The following is a 13,356-nucleotide window of genomic DNA, read 5'->3' as shown; positions in this document are numbered from 1 at the left end:
TCGCCCGCCCGTCGCGGGCCAATGTGGGAGGACCGAACGTTGAGTCACATGGATACGACCATAGCCCCGGCAACCGGGAGCCACGACATGGAGAGCAAGGACACCAAGGGCAAGATCCTGATGGTGTTCAAGGGCTCGGTGGGCAATCTGGTGGAATACTACGACTGGTACGTCTATTCCGCCTTCGCGCTGTATTTCTCCAAGTACTTCTTCCCCGGCGACGATCCCACCGTTCAGTTGCTCAACACCTCGGCCATCTTCGCGCTGGGTTTCTTCATGCGCCCGCTGGGCGGCTGGCTGCTGGGCACCTATGCCGACCGCAAGGGGCGCAAGGCGGCTCTGCTGGTCTCGGTCAGCATGATGTGCGCCGGCTCGCTGATCATCGCCGTGATGCCCGGCTATCAGAGCATCGGCATGGCGGCGCCCATCGCCCTGATCCTGGCGCGGCTGCTGCAAGGCCTCAGCCTGGGCGGCGAGTACGGCTCGGCCGCCACCTACCTGTCGGAGATCGCCACCAAGGACCGGCGCGGCTTCTATTCCAGCTTCCAGTATGTGACCCTGATCATGGGCCAGTTGCTGGCGCTGGCCGTGCTGATCTCGCTGCAGCGGGTGTTCCTGACCACCGCCCAACTGGAAGCCTGGGGCTGGCGCATTCCCTTCGTCATCGGCGGGCTGTGCGCGGTGGTCGCCATCTACCTGCGGAGTTCCATGGACGAGACCGAGTCCTTCGAGCACCACAAGGGCGAAGAGGTCGGTGAAAGCCGCATCCGCGCCCTGATGCGTCACCCGCGCGAGGTGATGACCGTCATCGGCCTGACCATGGGCGGCACCGTCGCCTTCTATACCTTCACCACCTATATGCAGAAGTACCTGGTCAACACCGCCGGCTTCTCCAAGAACGACGCCACCATGATCTCGGCGGCGGCCACCTTCGTCTACATGCTGATGCATCCGCTGGTCGGCCATATCTCCGACAAGGTGGGGCGCCGGACCGTGCTGATCGCCTTCGGCGTGATGAGCACGTTGTGCACCGTGCCGATCCTCACCGCGCTGGGCCAGACCCGCGATGCGGTCACCGCCTTCTTCCTGGTGCTGTCGGGGCTGACCATCGTGTCGGGCTATTCCGCCATCAACGCCGTGGTCAAGGCCGAGCTGTTCCCGGTGCAGATCCGCGCCTTGGGCGTCGGCCTGCCGTTCGCCATCGGCGTATCGCTGTTCGGCGGCACCGCCGAGTACATCGCCCTGTGGTTCAAGAGCATCGGCAACGAAACCTGGTTCTACTGGTACGTCACCGGCTGCTGCCTGTGCGGATTGCTGCTGTTCGTCGGCATGAAGGACACCAAGCAGACCTCGCTGATCGACAAGGATTGACCCTCCTCGTCCGCCGGCGGATTCTTTCCGGGTCCGCCGGCTTTTTTCCTTATCGCCCGGCCGTTTTCTTTATCGCAAGGACCCGCCCCATGACCCGACCCTTATCGCATCTTCGCGTTCTCGACCTCAGCCGGGTGTTGGCCGGGCCTTGGGCCGGTCAGTTGCTGGCCGACATGGGAGCCGAGGTGATCAAGGTCGAACGGCCCGGCGAGGGTGACGACACGCGGGGCTGGGGCCCGCCCTTCCTCAAGGACGGCAACGGCGACGACACCAGCGAGAGCGCCTATTTCCTGTCGGCCAACCGGGGCAAGCGCTCGGTGACCATCGACTTCACCCGTCCCGAGGGGCAGGACCTGGTCCGCCGGCTGGCCGCCAGATCCGACGTGGTGCTGGAGAACTTCAAGGTGGGCGGCCTGGCCAAATACGGCCTCGACTACGCCTCGCTGAAGGCGGTGAAGCCCGATCTGGTCTATTGCTCCATCACCGGTTTCGGCCAGGACGGCCCTTACGCCCAGCGGGCCGGCTACGACTTCCTGATCCAGGGCATGGGCGGGCTGATGAGCCTGACCGGCGAGCCGGGCGGCCAGCCCATGAAGGTGGGGGTGGCGCTGACCGACATCTTCACCGGCATGTATGCCGGCTTCGCCGTGCTGGCGGCGCTGGCCAACCGCGACCGCACCGGACAGGGCAGTCACATCGATCTGGCCCTTCTCGACGTGCAGGTGGCGGTGCTGGCCAATCAGGCGGCCAATTATCTGGTGGGCGGCAAGGTGCCGCAGCGCCTGGGCAACGCCCATCCCAACATCGTGCCCTACCAGGCCTTCCCCACCGCCGACGGCCATATCATCCTGGCGGTGGGCAACGACGGCCAGTTCCGCCGCTTCTGCGACACCGCCGGGCGGCCCGAGCTGGGCACCGATCCCCGCTACGCCACCAATGTGGAGCGGGTGCGGAACCGCGCCCAACTGGTGCCGGTCCTGGAAGGCCTGCTGGCGTCGCGCCCGTCCGCCCAGTGGATCGCCGCCCTGGAAGAGGCCGGAGTGCCCTGCGGCCCCATCAACGACCTCTCGGGCGTGTTCGCCGATCCGCAGGTGATCCATCGCGGCCTCAAGACCCGCCTCGATCACCCCCTGGCCGGCGGCGTCGATCTGGTGGCCAATCCCATCCGCTTCGATGGCGCCCAGGCGGTCTCCGACCGGGCTCCGCCCAGGCTGGGCGCCGACACCGCCGAGATACTGGCCGGATGGCTGGAGATGGGCGCGGAAGAGATGGCGCGGCTGAGGGATACCGGAGTGGTGTGATCGCCCATGTCGGATTTCCACATATAGACATAGGCCATTGGTATGTGATTAGGTAAGGACATGATCCCGGCCGAAGGAGACGTCCATGGGTGATCTGCGCCAGTGCCTGATGGATATCGCCGACACCGGCTTCACGCCCGGACTCGTCGTCCCCGCCCCCGACCAGACGCCACGCCACACCCTGTCGGAATTTGAACGCGCCCAGGTGCGGCGGATCGCCGAGGAGGGCGCCGTACTGGCCTCCGCCGTGGTGCTGTGGCACCGCGAGCAGAGCACTACCCCCGGACGCAGCATCGAAATGCGCCTGTCCCACGGATTGGGCGTAGCAGCCCTGGGCGCCCTGGTCATGCAGCTTCTCGCCTGGGCTCGACTGGTCGAGCCGATGGACACCGAGGCGGCTGCCCTGCGGAATGCACGAGAGGTTATCGAAACCGCCGACCCTGAAGTCCACCCGGCGGCATTGGATACCCAGGCCCGCACCCTGCTGGCCCAGGCCAAGGCGATCAAGGCCAGGGCCCGCCGCATCTCGCGTCTGTGGTAAAGGCTCAGGGGCAGCCCGGCTTGATATCGCACGGAGCCGCCTGCCCCAGCGAAACCACCAGCAGGCGGCCTTCGCATCGCCGGATGCGTTCACGCACCGCCTCGAGCCGCATGTCATCTTCCGCCCCGGCCCGGTCACGGGACAACTCCGCCAGTTGGCGGTAGGCCCGTTCCAGTTCGCCGCAGAGGGGTCCGTATCCCGGATTGCCCATATCCATCCCCATGACTTTTGTCATGAACATACTTATTACAGACCCCTATCCGCATAAGCAATGCGGCAATGGGATAATGGATATCAAGTATCCTCTAGTGGACATTATTCTTCCACCCACCCGCCCTGCTCGCGTCTTGGACGCGTTCCACAATAGGGCGCCAGCCGCCACTTCCCCTGGATTACGGTGTTGACCCTACCCCGCCACTCCCACCCGTTGGAGTTGGCATGGCATTTGCGGTACCTGCAGCGCACAACCGAGAACAAGAAGATTCGGGAGGCGTCGGGGAGGCAGGACGGCCGGGGCATGACCCCCGGACCCGCGCATGGCTCCGCGATCTTTCCTTCCGGACTTCCGACAGCCCGACGCGCCAGCCAAGGTGGGGGACAATGTACGACGATACCGAAATTTCCCGCGAGATCGCGAACCGGTTCAATCTGGAACGCCGCGACTTCCTGAAATTCTGCGCCGCCATGGCCGCGACCATGGGCCTGCCCAAGGGGGCCGACGCGCAGATCGCCCAGGCCATCACCGCCAAGGAACGCCCCAGCGTGATCTGGCTGCACTTCCAGGAGTGTACCGGCTGCACCGAGTCCATGCTCCGCGCCGAGCATCCGACCATCGAGAAGCTGATCCTCGAGATCATTTCGCTCGACTACCACGAGACGCTGTTCGCCGCCGCCGGCCATCAGGTGGAAGCGGCCCGCGAAGCGGCCATGAAGAAGAACTGGGGCAAGTACGTCCTGGTGGTGGAAGGCGCCATTCCGGTCAAGGATGGCGGTATCTACTGCAAGGTGGGCGGCAAGACCGCGCTGCAACTCACCAAGGAAGTGGCCGAGGGCGCGGCCGCCGTGATCGCCATCGGCTCCTGCGCCTCGTGGGGCGGCATGCCGTCGACGCCGCCCAACCCCACGGGTTCGACCGGCGTGCCGGAGATCCTGGCCGGCAAGCCGGTGGTGACCATTCCCGGCTGCCCGCCCAATCCCTATAACTTCCTGTCCACCGTGGTCCACTTCCTGACCTTCGGCTCGCTGCCGGCGTTGGACGACAAGGGCCGTCCCAAGTTCGCCTATTCCCGTCTCATCCACGAGAATTGCGAGCGCCGCGCCCATTTCGACGCCGGCCGCTTCGCGCTGGAATTCGGCGACGAGGGCCATCGCAAGGGCTATTGCCTCTACAAGCTGGGCTGCAAGGGTCCCGAGACCTACGCCAACTGCCCGTCCATCCTGTTCAACGACGTGGGTTCGGGCTCGTGGCCGGTGGGCACCGGCCATCCCTGCATCGGCTGCACGGAAAAGGGCATCGGCTTCGCCAAGCCCATCCACGCCTTGGCCGAACTGCAGAACCAGCGTCCGCCCGTGGGCTACCCCCGCGTGGTCGAGGAGCAGGGGGCCGGAGCCTCCATCGGCGCCATCGCCACGGTGGCGGCGGTCGGTGGCCTGGCCATCGGTGCCGGCGCCAAGCTGGTGGGCAATCTGGGCAAGAAAGAAGACGGCCAGGATTCCGGAAAGCAGGGGTAATCCGCCATGACCATCACCAGACGCAATTTCTTGCGCCGGGCGGCGGCGGGTGGAACGGCGGCGGTCGCCGCCTGTGCCACCCTCGCCCCTGCCGGCGCCGAGGCGCGCGAGAGCCATAAGGTTCCCGAGAACGCCGTCGGCCTGCTCTACGACGCGACGCTGTGCATCGGCTGCAAGGCCTGCATGTCGGCGTGCAAGGAGGCCAACAACCTGCCGCTCGAGGACAATATCGGCGGCGGGATGTGGGATTCGCCCCTCGAACTGTCGGGCAAGACCTACAACGTCATCAAGATCTACCAGTCGGGCACCATGGAGAATAAGGACAAGGCCGAAAACGGCTTTGCCCATATCAAGCGTTCGTGCCTGCACTGCGCCGATCCCTCCTGCGTGTCGGCCTGCCCGGTCTCGGCCATGACCAAGGACCCGAACACCGGCATCGTCGGCTACGACAAGGACGCCTGCATCGGCTGCCGCTACTGCGTCGCCGCCTGCCCGTTCGGCGTGCCGCAGTTCCAGTACGACACGCCCAAGCCGGAAATCGCCAAGTGCCAGCTCTGCCGGCACCGCATGGCCGAGGGCAAGTTCGCGGCCTGTGCCGAAAGCTGCCCGACCGGCGCCACCATCTTCGGCTCCTACGCGGCCCTTTCGGCCGAGATTGACCGCCGCCGGGCCATGAAGCCGGGCGAGCCCAACCTGTTCCCCCGCCGCACCCCCGATTCGGGCGACACGCACGAGAAGGCCGCGCCGGAATACGTGGATTACGTCTACGGCCAGAAGGATGCCGGCGGCACCCAGGTCCGCTACCTGTCGGGGGTTGCCTTCGACAAGCTGGCCCTGCCCATGGGCCTGCCGGAACGGGCCTATGCCGCCGATTCCGAGACCCTGCAGCACACCCTTTATGGCGGAATGATCCTGCCGGTGGTGGCGCTGGCCGGTCTGGTCACCGCGGCCTGGAAGGGCTCGAAGAACCACCACGACGATGATGATTTCGACATGTTCGATCATCCCGAAGGGGGGCACAAGTAATGGTCAATCACCCCATCCCCAGCCAGGTGATCAGCCGCCTGCGCAAGGGCAAGGCCGGCCCCACCGCCATCGGCGGCTCGCTGGTCACCCCCTTCACCATCGTGCTCGCGGTGCTGATCGGCATCGGCCTGTTCTTCATGGCCCAGCGCTTCATCTACGGCCTGGGCGCCGTCACCAACATCAACAACGGCTACCCCTGGGGTATCTGGGTGGTGTGGGACGTCGTCATCGCCACCGGCTTCGCCTGCGGCGGCTACGCCATGGCCCTGGTGTGCTACATCATGAACCGGGGCGAGTACCATCATCTGGTCCGCCCGGCGCTCACCGCCTCGCTGTTCGGCTACTCGCTGGGCGGCGCCTCGGTGCTGATCGATCTCGGCCGCTACTGGAACTTCTGGCACATCCTGTGGCCCGGCTATGCCCAGCCCGGCTCGGTGATGTTCGAAGTGGCCGCCTGCATCAGCTGTTACATCCTGGTGCTGTGGATCGAGTTCTCGCCGGCCTTCCTCGAGCATTTCGGCCTCAAGAACCTCAAGGCCAAGCTGAACAAGGTCATGTTCGTGTTCATCGGCCTGGGCGTGCTGCTGCCCACCATGCACCAATCCTCGCTGGGATCGCTGCTGGTGGTGTTCGGCTACCAGATCCATCCGCTGTGGCAGACGCCGCTGCTGCCCCTGCTGTTCCTGCTGACCGCCGTGTGCATGGGCTTCGCCATCGTCATCGTCGAGGCGACCTGGGCCTCGGTGGGCTTCAAGCGCGACATCCATGACGAACTGCCCATGCTGTCCAAGCTGGGCAAGATCATCATGGGCATCCTGGTGGCCTATCTGATCATCCGCCTGGGCGACCTGATGGTGCGCGGCGCCATCTTCAAGGTGTTCACCTCGGGCATCAAAAGCGTGATGTTCCTGATCGAGATGGCGGCCTTCGCCTATCCGATCGCGGTGCTGTCCAGCCCGGCCAACCGCCGCCGGCTGTCCAAGCTGCTGGCGGCGGCCATGAGCATGCTGACCGGTGCGGTGCTGTACCGTATCGACGCCTTCCTGGTGGCCTACGATACCGGCCCCGGCTGGCACTACTTCCCCAGCGTGCCCGAGATGATGGTCACCATCGGCGTGATCGCCATCGAAGTGCTCGCCTACATCATTTTCGTCCGGAAATTCCCCATTCTTCCCGGCCACTCGACCCCCGCGGCCGCCGAGTAAGGAGACCTGAGCAGTGTCCAAGAGAATCACCATCGATCCCATCACCCGGATTGAAGGCCATCTGCGCATCGACGTCGAGGTCGACGGCGGCAAGGTCACCAAGGCATGGTCGTCGGGCCAGATGTGGCGCGGCGTCGAGCTGATCCTGCTGGGCCGCGACCCGCGCGACGCCTGGGCCATCACCCAGCGCATCTGCGGCGTATGCACCACCGTGCACGCCATCACCTCGGTCCGCACGGTCGAGAACGCCCTCAACCTGGAAGTGCCGGTGAACGCCCAGTTCATCCGCAACATGATCATCTCGGCCCATGCCATCCATGATCACATCGTGCACTTCTACCACCTGTCGGCGCTGGACTGGGTGGACGTGGTCTCGGCGCTGAAGGCCGATCCGATCAAGGCCGCCCAGTTGGCCGAAAGCCTGTCCGACTGGCCGCTGAACAACCGCCACGTCATGACCCAGACCCTGGAGAAGCTGAAGACCTTCGTCGGCAGCGGCCAGTTGGGGCCGTTCACCAACGGCTATTGGGGCCATCCGGCCATGAAGCTGTCGCCCGAGGTCAACCTCATGGCGGTGGCCCACTACCTGCAGGCGCTCGACGCCCAACGTCACGCCAACAAGATCGTCACCCTGCTGGGGTCCAAGAGCCCGCACATCCAGAACGTGGCGGTGGGTGGCGTGTCCAACCCCATCGCCACCGACAGCCAGTCGGTGCTGACCGTCGAGCGCCTGTTGAAGCTCAAGGAGCACATGGACGCTCTGGGCGATTTCATCCGCAAGGTCTACCTGGTGGACATCGCGGCCATCGGCGCCTTCTACGCCGACTGGACCAAGTACGGCGCTGGCGTCACCAACTACCTGTCGTGCCCCGATTTCCCCATGGACAGCAAGGGCACCCAGTTCCTGGTCCCCGGCGGCTACATCCCCGACGCCGACCTGACCAAGTACAAGCCCATCACCGCCTTCGGCGACGCCTACCTGCGGGACGGCGTCGAGGAAGGGGTCAAGCATGCCTGGTACGAGTATTCCAAGCCCGGCCCGCTGCACCCCTACAAGGGCGAGACCGTGCCCAAGTACACGGACTTCCAGGACGACGGGAAGTATTCCTGGCTGAAGGCTCCGACCTTCTACGGCAAGCGCGCCCAGGTGGGTCCGCTGGCCAGCGTCCTGGCGGGCGTCGCCGCCGGCCACCAGCCGACCATCGGATACGCCACCAAGGTGCTGGACACCGCCTCGTCGCTGCTGGGTTCCAAGATCCCGCTGGCGGCGCTGCACTCCACCATCGGCCGTCACGCCGCCCGCGCGGTGCGGGCCGGCGTGATGCAGGACGTGCTGCAGCAGAACTGGCAGGCCCTGCTCGACAATATCGGCAAGGGCGACACCAAGACCTTCAACAAGCCCACCTTCCCCAAGGGCGAGATCATGGGCTACGGCTTCCACGAGGCACCCCGCGGACTGCTGTCCCACTGGACGGTGATCAGGGACGGCAAGATCGCCAACTACCAGTGCGTGGTGCCTTCCACCTGGAACGCCGGCCCGCGCGACGACAGCGACAACATCGGTCCCTACGAGGCCTCGCTGATGGACAACCCCATCGCCGACGCCGAGTTGCCGCTGGAGGTGCTGCGCACCGTCCACTCCTTCGACCCTTGCCTGGCGTGCGCCGTGCACGTGGTCGAGGACAACAAGGAAGTGGTACAGGTCAAGGCGCTCTAGTACGCTTTCCCTGTCGCGTCATGGCCGGGCTCGTCCCGGCCATCCACGCGGTGCCGCCCCGGAAAGCGCCGGACCTGCGGCACGGCATGGATGCCCGGATCAAGTCCGGGCATGACGGGATGAGGAGGCCTTTCATTTTGATGGATTCCCAAGCCATGCGCATCGTTGTTCTCGGCGTCGGCAACATCTTGCTCTCCGATGAAGGAATCGGCGTCCACGCCGTCAACCGATTGGTGGAGCTTTATGATCTCCCCGAGGAGGTGGAGGTCATCGACGGCGGCACCTCGGGCATGGATTGCCTGGATCAGGTGTCCGAGGCCGACCATCTGGTCATCGCCGACTGCATGCGTTCGAAGAAGGAACCGGGCACCATCACCCGGCTGACCGGCGACCAGATTCCCGCCTTCTTCAAGACCCGTATCTCGCCCCATCAGGTCGGCCTGTCCGACATGCTGGGAGCCCTCAATTTCCACGGCTTGATGCCCAAGAACATCGTGCTGTTCGGCGTCGAGCCCCTGTCCTTCGACCTGTCCATGGAGCCCACCCCCACGGTGGGCGCCCGCTTGGCCGAACTGGTGGAACTGCTGGCCGGCGAACTGGCCGAGATCGGCATCGCGCTCCGCAAGAAGGCGGCCTAGAGCATGTGCATGGCCGTGCCGTCGCGCATTACCGCCATCGATAACGGTGTCGCCACGGTCGAGGCATTCGGGACGCTGCGCACCACCAGCCTGATGATGCTGGCCGATGAGGTGGCGGTGGGCGATTACGTCATCCTCGGCCCCGGCGGCACCTTCGCCGCCGAGAAGATTGATCCCGAGATGGCCGCCGAGGCGCTGGCCTATCTCACCGAGGTTCTGGCAACCGGGCAGGCGTGATGCTTCCGCTGGACTCCAGCATCGCCATCGCCCTTCATCTGGACGAGGGCCGCGTCGGGCGGGTGGAGATCGGCTCCAACCGTCCCGTCCTGGCCTCGGACATGCTGAACGGCCGCAAGCCGGCCCAGGTCCTGGCCCTGCTGCCCACCCTCTATTCCCTGTGCGGCACCGCGCAAGGGCTGGCCGGGCTGGAGGCGGTGGAGAATGCCGCCGGCATCAAGGCTTCCCCGGCCCAGCATATGGCCCGCCGCGTCCTCTGTCTGGTGGAAATGGCCGCCGAACACGCCGCCGCCATCCTGCGCGACTGGCCGTCCCTGCTGGGCGAGGCCCCCGACCTGGCGGCGCTGAAGCCGCTACGTCCGCTGATCATGACGGCGCGCAAGGCGCTCTACCCCGCCGGCGACTGGGCCATGCCGGGGGGCGGAGGGCTGGCCCCCGACCGGCCGACCCTGGCGGATATCGTCCATCGCCTGGGCGAGGCCGGAAACCGGGCCGATTTGGTGGCGGACCGCCTGCTGGCCCGCATCGAGAACGAGGATCTGGAAGGATTCGGCGCCGTTTCCCCCAGTTTGATGCCCGAAACCGGACCGGCCGACCTGAACGAACGGCTGGCCGGCGACCATGATGGCTCCTATCGCGCCCGTCCCGACTGCGCTGGCGCCGTGTTCGAGACCGGGCCGCTGGCCCGCCAGTCCCGCCGCCCCTTGCTGGCGGCCCTGATGGGCCAATACGGCAACGGCTTGATGCCCCGCTTCGCGGCCCGGATGATGGAGATGGCGGCGGCATTGCGGGAAGTGGAAGATTTGGCGCAGGATTTGTGCGACGATTCCGGCGGCCTGCCCATGGAGCGGACCGACGGCGCCGGGCTGGGACTGGTGGACGCGGCGCGCGGCCTGCTGGTTCACCGGGTGGAATTGCGGGAGGGAGTGTTGCGCGAGTACCGGATTCTGGCTCCCACCGAATGGAACTTCCACCCCCAAGGCCCCCTGGCCCACGGATTGATGGGAGCCTCCGGCCCCGATCTCGAATGGCGGGCCGCCTTGCTGGCCGCCAGCCTGGACCCTTGCGTTCCCTATCGTGTCGAGGTCTGCGGCCATGCATGAGATGAGCCTGACCGAGGGCGTGGTGCGCATCCTGGAGGATCAGGCGGCGGAGCACGGTTTCACCCGGGTCAAGACGGTGTGGCTGGAGATCGGCGAACTGTCCACCGTGGTGCCGGAAAGCATGGAATTCTGCTTCGACGCGGTGGTGCGCGGCAATCCGCTGACCGCCGAGGCCAAACTGGAGATCATCCGCGTTCCCGGCGCCGCCTGGTGCATGGATTGCTCGAAGCCGGTCCACGTCACCTCGCGGGTGGACCTCTGCCCCGATTGCGGCGGCGCCAAGCTGACCGTCACCTCGGGCGAGGAGATGCGGATCAAGGAAATGGAGGTGGAGTGATGTGCACGGTTTGCGGCTGCGGAGACGCCAAGGTGGACGGCCACGCCCATTCCCATGACCACGGGCATGACGAAGACCATGACCACCATCACGGCCACAGTCACGATCACAGCCATGACCATCCCCACGGCCACACCCATCACCACCACGATCACGATTCCGACAAGGACATCCATTACGGCCGCGGCATCGCCGGCGTCCATGTGCCGGGCATGAGCCAGAAGCGCATCGTCCAGATCGAAAAGGACATCCTGTCCCACAACGACGATTTCGCCGGCCGCAACCGCGCGTGGCTGGCCGAGCATGGTGTCTTCGCGCTCAATCTGGTGTCCAGCCCCGGCTCGGGCAAGACCACGCTGCTGTGCCGCACCGCCGAGGCGCTCAAGTCCCGCTACGCCATGGCGGTGATCGAAGGCGACCAGCAGACCAGCTTCGACGCCGACCGCATCCGCGCCACCGGCATTCCCGCCATCCAGGTCAATACCGGCAAGGGCTGCCACCTGGACGCCCACATGGTGGAAAGCGCCATCGCCAAGCTGGCCGTGGCCGACGATTCGGTGCTGTTCATCGAGAATGTGGGCAATCTGGTCTGCCCCGCCGCCTTCGACCTGGGCGAGGCCTACAAGGTGGCGATCCTGTCGGTGACGGAGGGCGAGGACAAGCCCCTGAAATATCCCGATATGTTCCACGCCGCCTCCATGATGATCCTCAACAAGACCGACCTGCTGCCTCATACCGATTTCGACGTGGAGCGCTGCATCGGCTTTGCCCGCCGCGTCAATCCCGACATCGTGGTGCTGCAACTCTCGGCCCGCACCGGCGAGGGCTTCGATGAATGGCTGGCCTGGATCAACGAAGGCCGGAAGCGCGCATTGGCCCATAAGGTCGCGCTGCTGGAAAAAAAGCTGGCGGCAGCACGCTCCAGCATCGAGCAAGGCTGAAGCCATGGATTTTCACCACGAAGGCACGAAGGACAGGAAGGGAAAGGGAAGGATTTCCATTCTTCTTCGTGATCCTTCGCGCCTTCGCGCCTTCGTGGTGAACTCACTATTGGCAACCTTCCGATGAGTGCCATCGCCCATATCATCCCCCTGCCGCGTGCCGTGCCGCCGGTGCTGGCCGTGGGGGCGTTTCTCAAGAACGCCATTTGCGTGACGCGCGGGGCCGAGGCGCTGATTTCGTCCGTCCACGGCGATCTCGGCACGCCGGAGGCCATCGCCGCCTTCGAGGAATCTGTCGAGGCGCTGGTGGCCGAGGCCGGGGTCGCGCCGGTGCGCGTCGCCCACGACCTGCATCCCGATTTCCACTGTACCCGCTATGCCCAGTCCCTCGACCTGCCCCAGGTCGGGGTACAGCACCACCATGCCCACGCCGCGGCCATAGCCGCCGAGCACGGCGTCGAAGGCCCGGTGATCGGCGTGTCGTTCGACGGCTTCGGCCTCGGCCCCGGCAACCAGTCGTGGGGCGGCGAATTGCTGCTGGCCGATGGCGCCCATTACCGCCGCCTCGGCCATCTGGCGCAATTGGCCCAGCCGGGCGGCGACCGGGCGGCGCGCGAGCCCTGGCGCATGGCCGCAGCCGCCCTGCATCGCCTGGGGCGCGGGGCCGAAATCGCCGAGCGCTTCAGGGACATCCCCGCCAGTGCCATGCTGGGCCAGATGCTGGACCGGCGGCTGAACAGCCCCGAAACCTCGTCGGCCGGGCGGCTGTTCGACGCCGCCTGCGGCCTGCTGGGCGTCCATCCCATCGCCGAATTCGAGGGCCAGGCCCCCATGGCGCTGGAAGCCCTGGTCACCCGGCCGGAGGTCCTGCCCACCGGCTGGATCGTTCAGGACGGAGTGCTGGACCTGCTGCCGCTGCTGGCCTGCCTTGCCCATTGCACCGATCCGGTACGCGGCGCCAACCTCTTCCACGGCACCCTGATCGAGGCCATGATCCAGTGGATCACCGAGGTGGCCGAGACCGCCGGCACGCCCTACGTCACCCTGGGAGGCGGCTGCTTCCTCAACAAGGTGCTGACCGCCGGGATGGTGGAAAGGCTGAGTGCGGCCGGTCTTAAGCCGCTGACCGCGTCCAAGGTCTCGCCCAGCGATGCCGGCCTGTCCCTGGGACAGGCCTGGATCGCCGCGCTGAGTTAAAAAGGAAGCTG

General features: G+C 66.0%; 14 protein-coding genes. 13 read left to right on the top strand and 1 reads right to left on the bottom strand.

Features of this window, described 5'->3' with window-relative positions:
* The first annotated feature begins 87 nt into the window (after nt 1–87).
* The 3 genes from CP958_RS04120 to CP958_RS04110 all read left to right on the top strand — a co-directional run bounded on the left by CP958_RS04120 (nt 88) and on the right by CP958_RS04110 (nt 3,213).
* Complete coding sequence (locus CP958_RS04120) at nt 88–1,371, top strand: MFS transporter (RefSeq protein WP_242442734.1); 1,284 nt, start codon at nt 88–90, stop codon at nt 1,369–1,371.
* 89 nt (nt 1,372–1,460) lie between these two features.
* Complete coding sequence (locus tag CP958_RS04115; protein WP_096700729.1) at nt 1,461–2,672, top strand: CaiB/BaiF CoA-transferase family protein; 1,212 nt, start codon at nt 1,461–1,463, stop codon at nt 2,670–2,672.
* An 85-nt stretch (nt 2,673–2,757) separates the two neighbouring features.
* Nucleotides 2,758–3,213: a hypothetical protein gene (locus CP958_RS04110; protein WP_096700728.1), complete on the top strand. Its 456-nt coding sequence runs from the start codon at nt 2,758–2,760 to the stop codon at nt 3,211–3,213.
* A gap of 4 nt (nt 3,214–3,217) precedes the next feature.
* On the opposite strand, the gene CP958_RS04105 is transcribed toward CP958_RS04110, so the two are convergent.
* The gene (locus tag CP958_RS04105) at nt 3,218–3,424 is read right to left on the bottom strand and encodes a hypothetical protein (protein ID WP_141400410.1); all 207 of its coding nucleotides are present in this window, start codon (nt 3,422–3,424) and stop codon (nt 3,218–3,220) included.
* A gap of 389 nt (nt 3,425–3,813) precedes the next feature.
* On the opposite strand from CP958_RS04105, the gene CP958_RS04100 reads away from it, so the two are divergent.
* The 10 genes from CP958_RS04100 to CP958_RS04055 all read left to right on the top strand — a co-directional run bounded on the left by CP958_RS04100 (nt 3,814) and on the right by CP958_RS04055 (nt 13,345).
* Nucleotides 3,814–4,944 (top strand): hydrogenase small subunit, encoded by a 1,131-nt coding sequence (locus CP958_RS04100; RefSeq protein ID WP_096700726.1) that lies wholly within the window; start codon nt 3,814–3,816, stop codon nt 4,942–4,944.
* A gap of 6 nt (nt 4,945–4,950) precedes the next feature.
* Nucleotides 4,951–5,970: a hydrogenase 2 operon protein HybA gene (gene hybA, locus CP958_RS04095; protein ID WP_096700725.1), complete on the top strand. Its 1,020-nt coding sequence runs from the start codon at nt 4,951–4,953 to the stop codon at nt 5,968–5,970.
* Nucleotides 5,970–7,175: a Ni/Fe-hydrogenase cytochrome b subunit gene (hybB, locus tag CP958_RS04090; protein WP_096700724.1), complete on the top strand. Its 1,206-nt coding sequence runs from the start codon at nt 5,970–5,972 to the stop codon at nt 7,173–7,175. The genes hybA and hybB overlap by 1 nt, the downstream gene beginning before the upstream one ends.
* 13 nt (nt 7,176–7,188) lie before the next feature.
* Nucleotides 7,189–8,892, top strand: a complete 1,704-nt coding sequence (locus CP958_RS04085; RefSeq protein ID WP_096700723.1) for a nickel-dependent hydrogenase large subunit — start codon at nt 7,189–7,191, stop codon at nt 8,890–8,892.
* A gap of 155 nt (nt 8,893–9,047) precedes the next feature.
* Nucleotides 9,048–9,530: a HyaD/HybD family hydrogenase maturation endopeptidase gene (locus tag CP958_RS04080; protein WP_096700762.1), complete on the top strand. Its 483-nt coding sequence runs from the start codon at nt 9,048–9,050 to the stop codon at nt 9,528–9,530.
* Between the two features lie 3 nt (nt 9,531–9,533).
* Entirely contained in the window at nt 9,534–9,767 is a 234-nt protein-coding gene (locus CP958_RS04075) for a HypC/HybG/HupF family hydrogenase formation chaperone (RefSeq protein ID WP_096700722.1), read from the top strand.
* Nucleotides 9,767–10,870 carry a nickel-dependent hydrogenase large subunit gene (locus CP958_RS27295; protein WP_096700721.1) on the top strand — a complete coding sequence of 368 codons (1,104 nt, stop codon included), beginning with the start codon at nt 9,767–9,769 and terminating at the stop codon, nt 10,868–10,870. Before CP958_RS04075 ends, CP958_RS27295 begins: the two co-directional genes overlap by 1 nt.
* Nucleotides 10,863–11,207 carry a hydrogenase maturation nickel metallochaperone HypA gene (hypA, locus tag CP958_RS04065; protein ID WP_096700720.1) on the top strand — a complete coding sequence of 115 codons (345 nt, stop codon included), beginning with the start codon at nt 10,863–10,865 and terminating at the stop codon, nt 11,205–11,207. The genes CP958_RS27295 and hypA overlap by 8 nt, the downstream gene beginning before the upstream one ends.
* On the top strand, nt 11,207–12,148 hold the full coding sequence (hypB, locus tag CP958_RS04060) for a hydrogenase nickel incorporation protein HypB (RefSeq protein ID WP_096700719.1): 942 nt from the start codon (nt 11,207–11,209) through the stop codon (nt 12,146–12,148). Before hypA ends, hypB begins: the two co-directional genes overlap by 1 nt.
* Nucleotides 12,149–12,271: 123 nt before the next feature.
* Nucleotides 12,272–13,345 (top strand): hydrogenase maturation protein HypF, encoded by a 1,074-nt coding sequence (locus CP958_RS04055; RefSeq protein ID WP_096700718.1) that lies wholly within the window; start codon nt 12,272–12,274, stop codon nt 13,343–13,345.
* Nucleotides 13,346–13,356: the final 11 nt, after the last annotated feature.

The organism is Magnetospirillum sp. 15-1 (genome assembly GCF_900184795.1).
Classification (GTDB): domain Bacteria; phylum Pseudomonadota; class Alphaproteobacteria; order Rhodospirillales; family Magnetospirillaceae; genus Phaeospirillum.
This window is presented reverse-complemented; position numbering and strand designations above follow the sequence as displayed.

Excerpts from the sequence above, each read along its gene's own strand:
- CP958_RS04120 (WP_242442734.1), top strand. The coding sequence starts at position 88 with ATGGAGAGCAAGGACACCAAGGGCAAGATCCTGATGGTGTTCAAGGGC.
- CP958_RS04115 (WP_096700729.1), top strand. The coding sequence starts at position 1,461 with ATGACCCGACCCTTATCGCATCTTCGCGTTCTCGACCTCAGCCGGGTG.
- CP958_RS04110 (WP_096700728.1), top strand. The coding sequence starts at position 2,758 with ATGGGTGATCTGCGCCAGTGCCTGATGGATATCGCCGACACCGGCTTC.
- CP958_RS04105 (WP_141400410.1), bottom strand. The coding sequence starts at position 3,424 with ATGGGCAATCCGGGATACGGACCCCTCTGCGGCGAACTGGAACGGGCC.
- CP958_RS04100 (WP_096700726.1), top strand. The coding sequence starts at position 3,814 with ATGTACGACGATACCGAAATTTCCCGCGAGATCGCGAACCGGTTCAAT.
- hybA (WP_096700725.1), top strand. The coding sequence starts at position 4,951 with ATGACCATCACCAGACGCAATTTCTTGCGCCGGGCGGCGGCGGGTGGA.
- hybB (WP_096700724.1), top strand. The coding sequence starts at position 5,970 with ATGGTCAATCACCCCATCCCCAGCCAGGTGATCAGCCGCCTGCGCAAG.
- CP958_RS04080 (WP_096700762.1), top strand. The coding sequence starts at position 9,048 with ATGCGCATCGTTGTTCTCGGCGTCGGCAACATCTTGCTCTCCGATGAA.
- CP958_RS04075 (WP_096700722.1), top strand. The coding sequence starts at position 9,534 with ATGTGCATGGCCGTGCCGTCGCGCATTACCGCCATCGATAACGGTGTC.
- CP958_RS27295 (WP_096700721.1), top strand. The coding sequence starts at position 9,767 with ATGCTTCCGCTGGACTCCAGCATCGCCATCGCCCTTCATCTGGACGAG.
- hypA (WP_096700720.1), top strand. The coding sequence starts at position 10,863 with ATGCATGAGATGAGCCTGACCGAGGGCGTGGTGCGCATCCTGGAGGAT.
- hypB (WP_096700719.1), top strand. The coding sequence starts at position 11,207 with ATGTGCACGGTTTGCGGCTGCGGAGACGCCAAGGTGGACGGCCACGCC.
- CP958_RS04055 (WP_096700718.1), top strand. The coding sequence starts at position 12,272 with ATGAGTGCCATCGCCCATATCATCCCCCTGCCGCGTGCCGTGCCGCCG.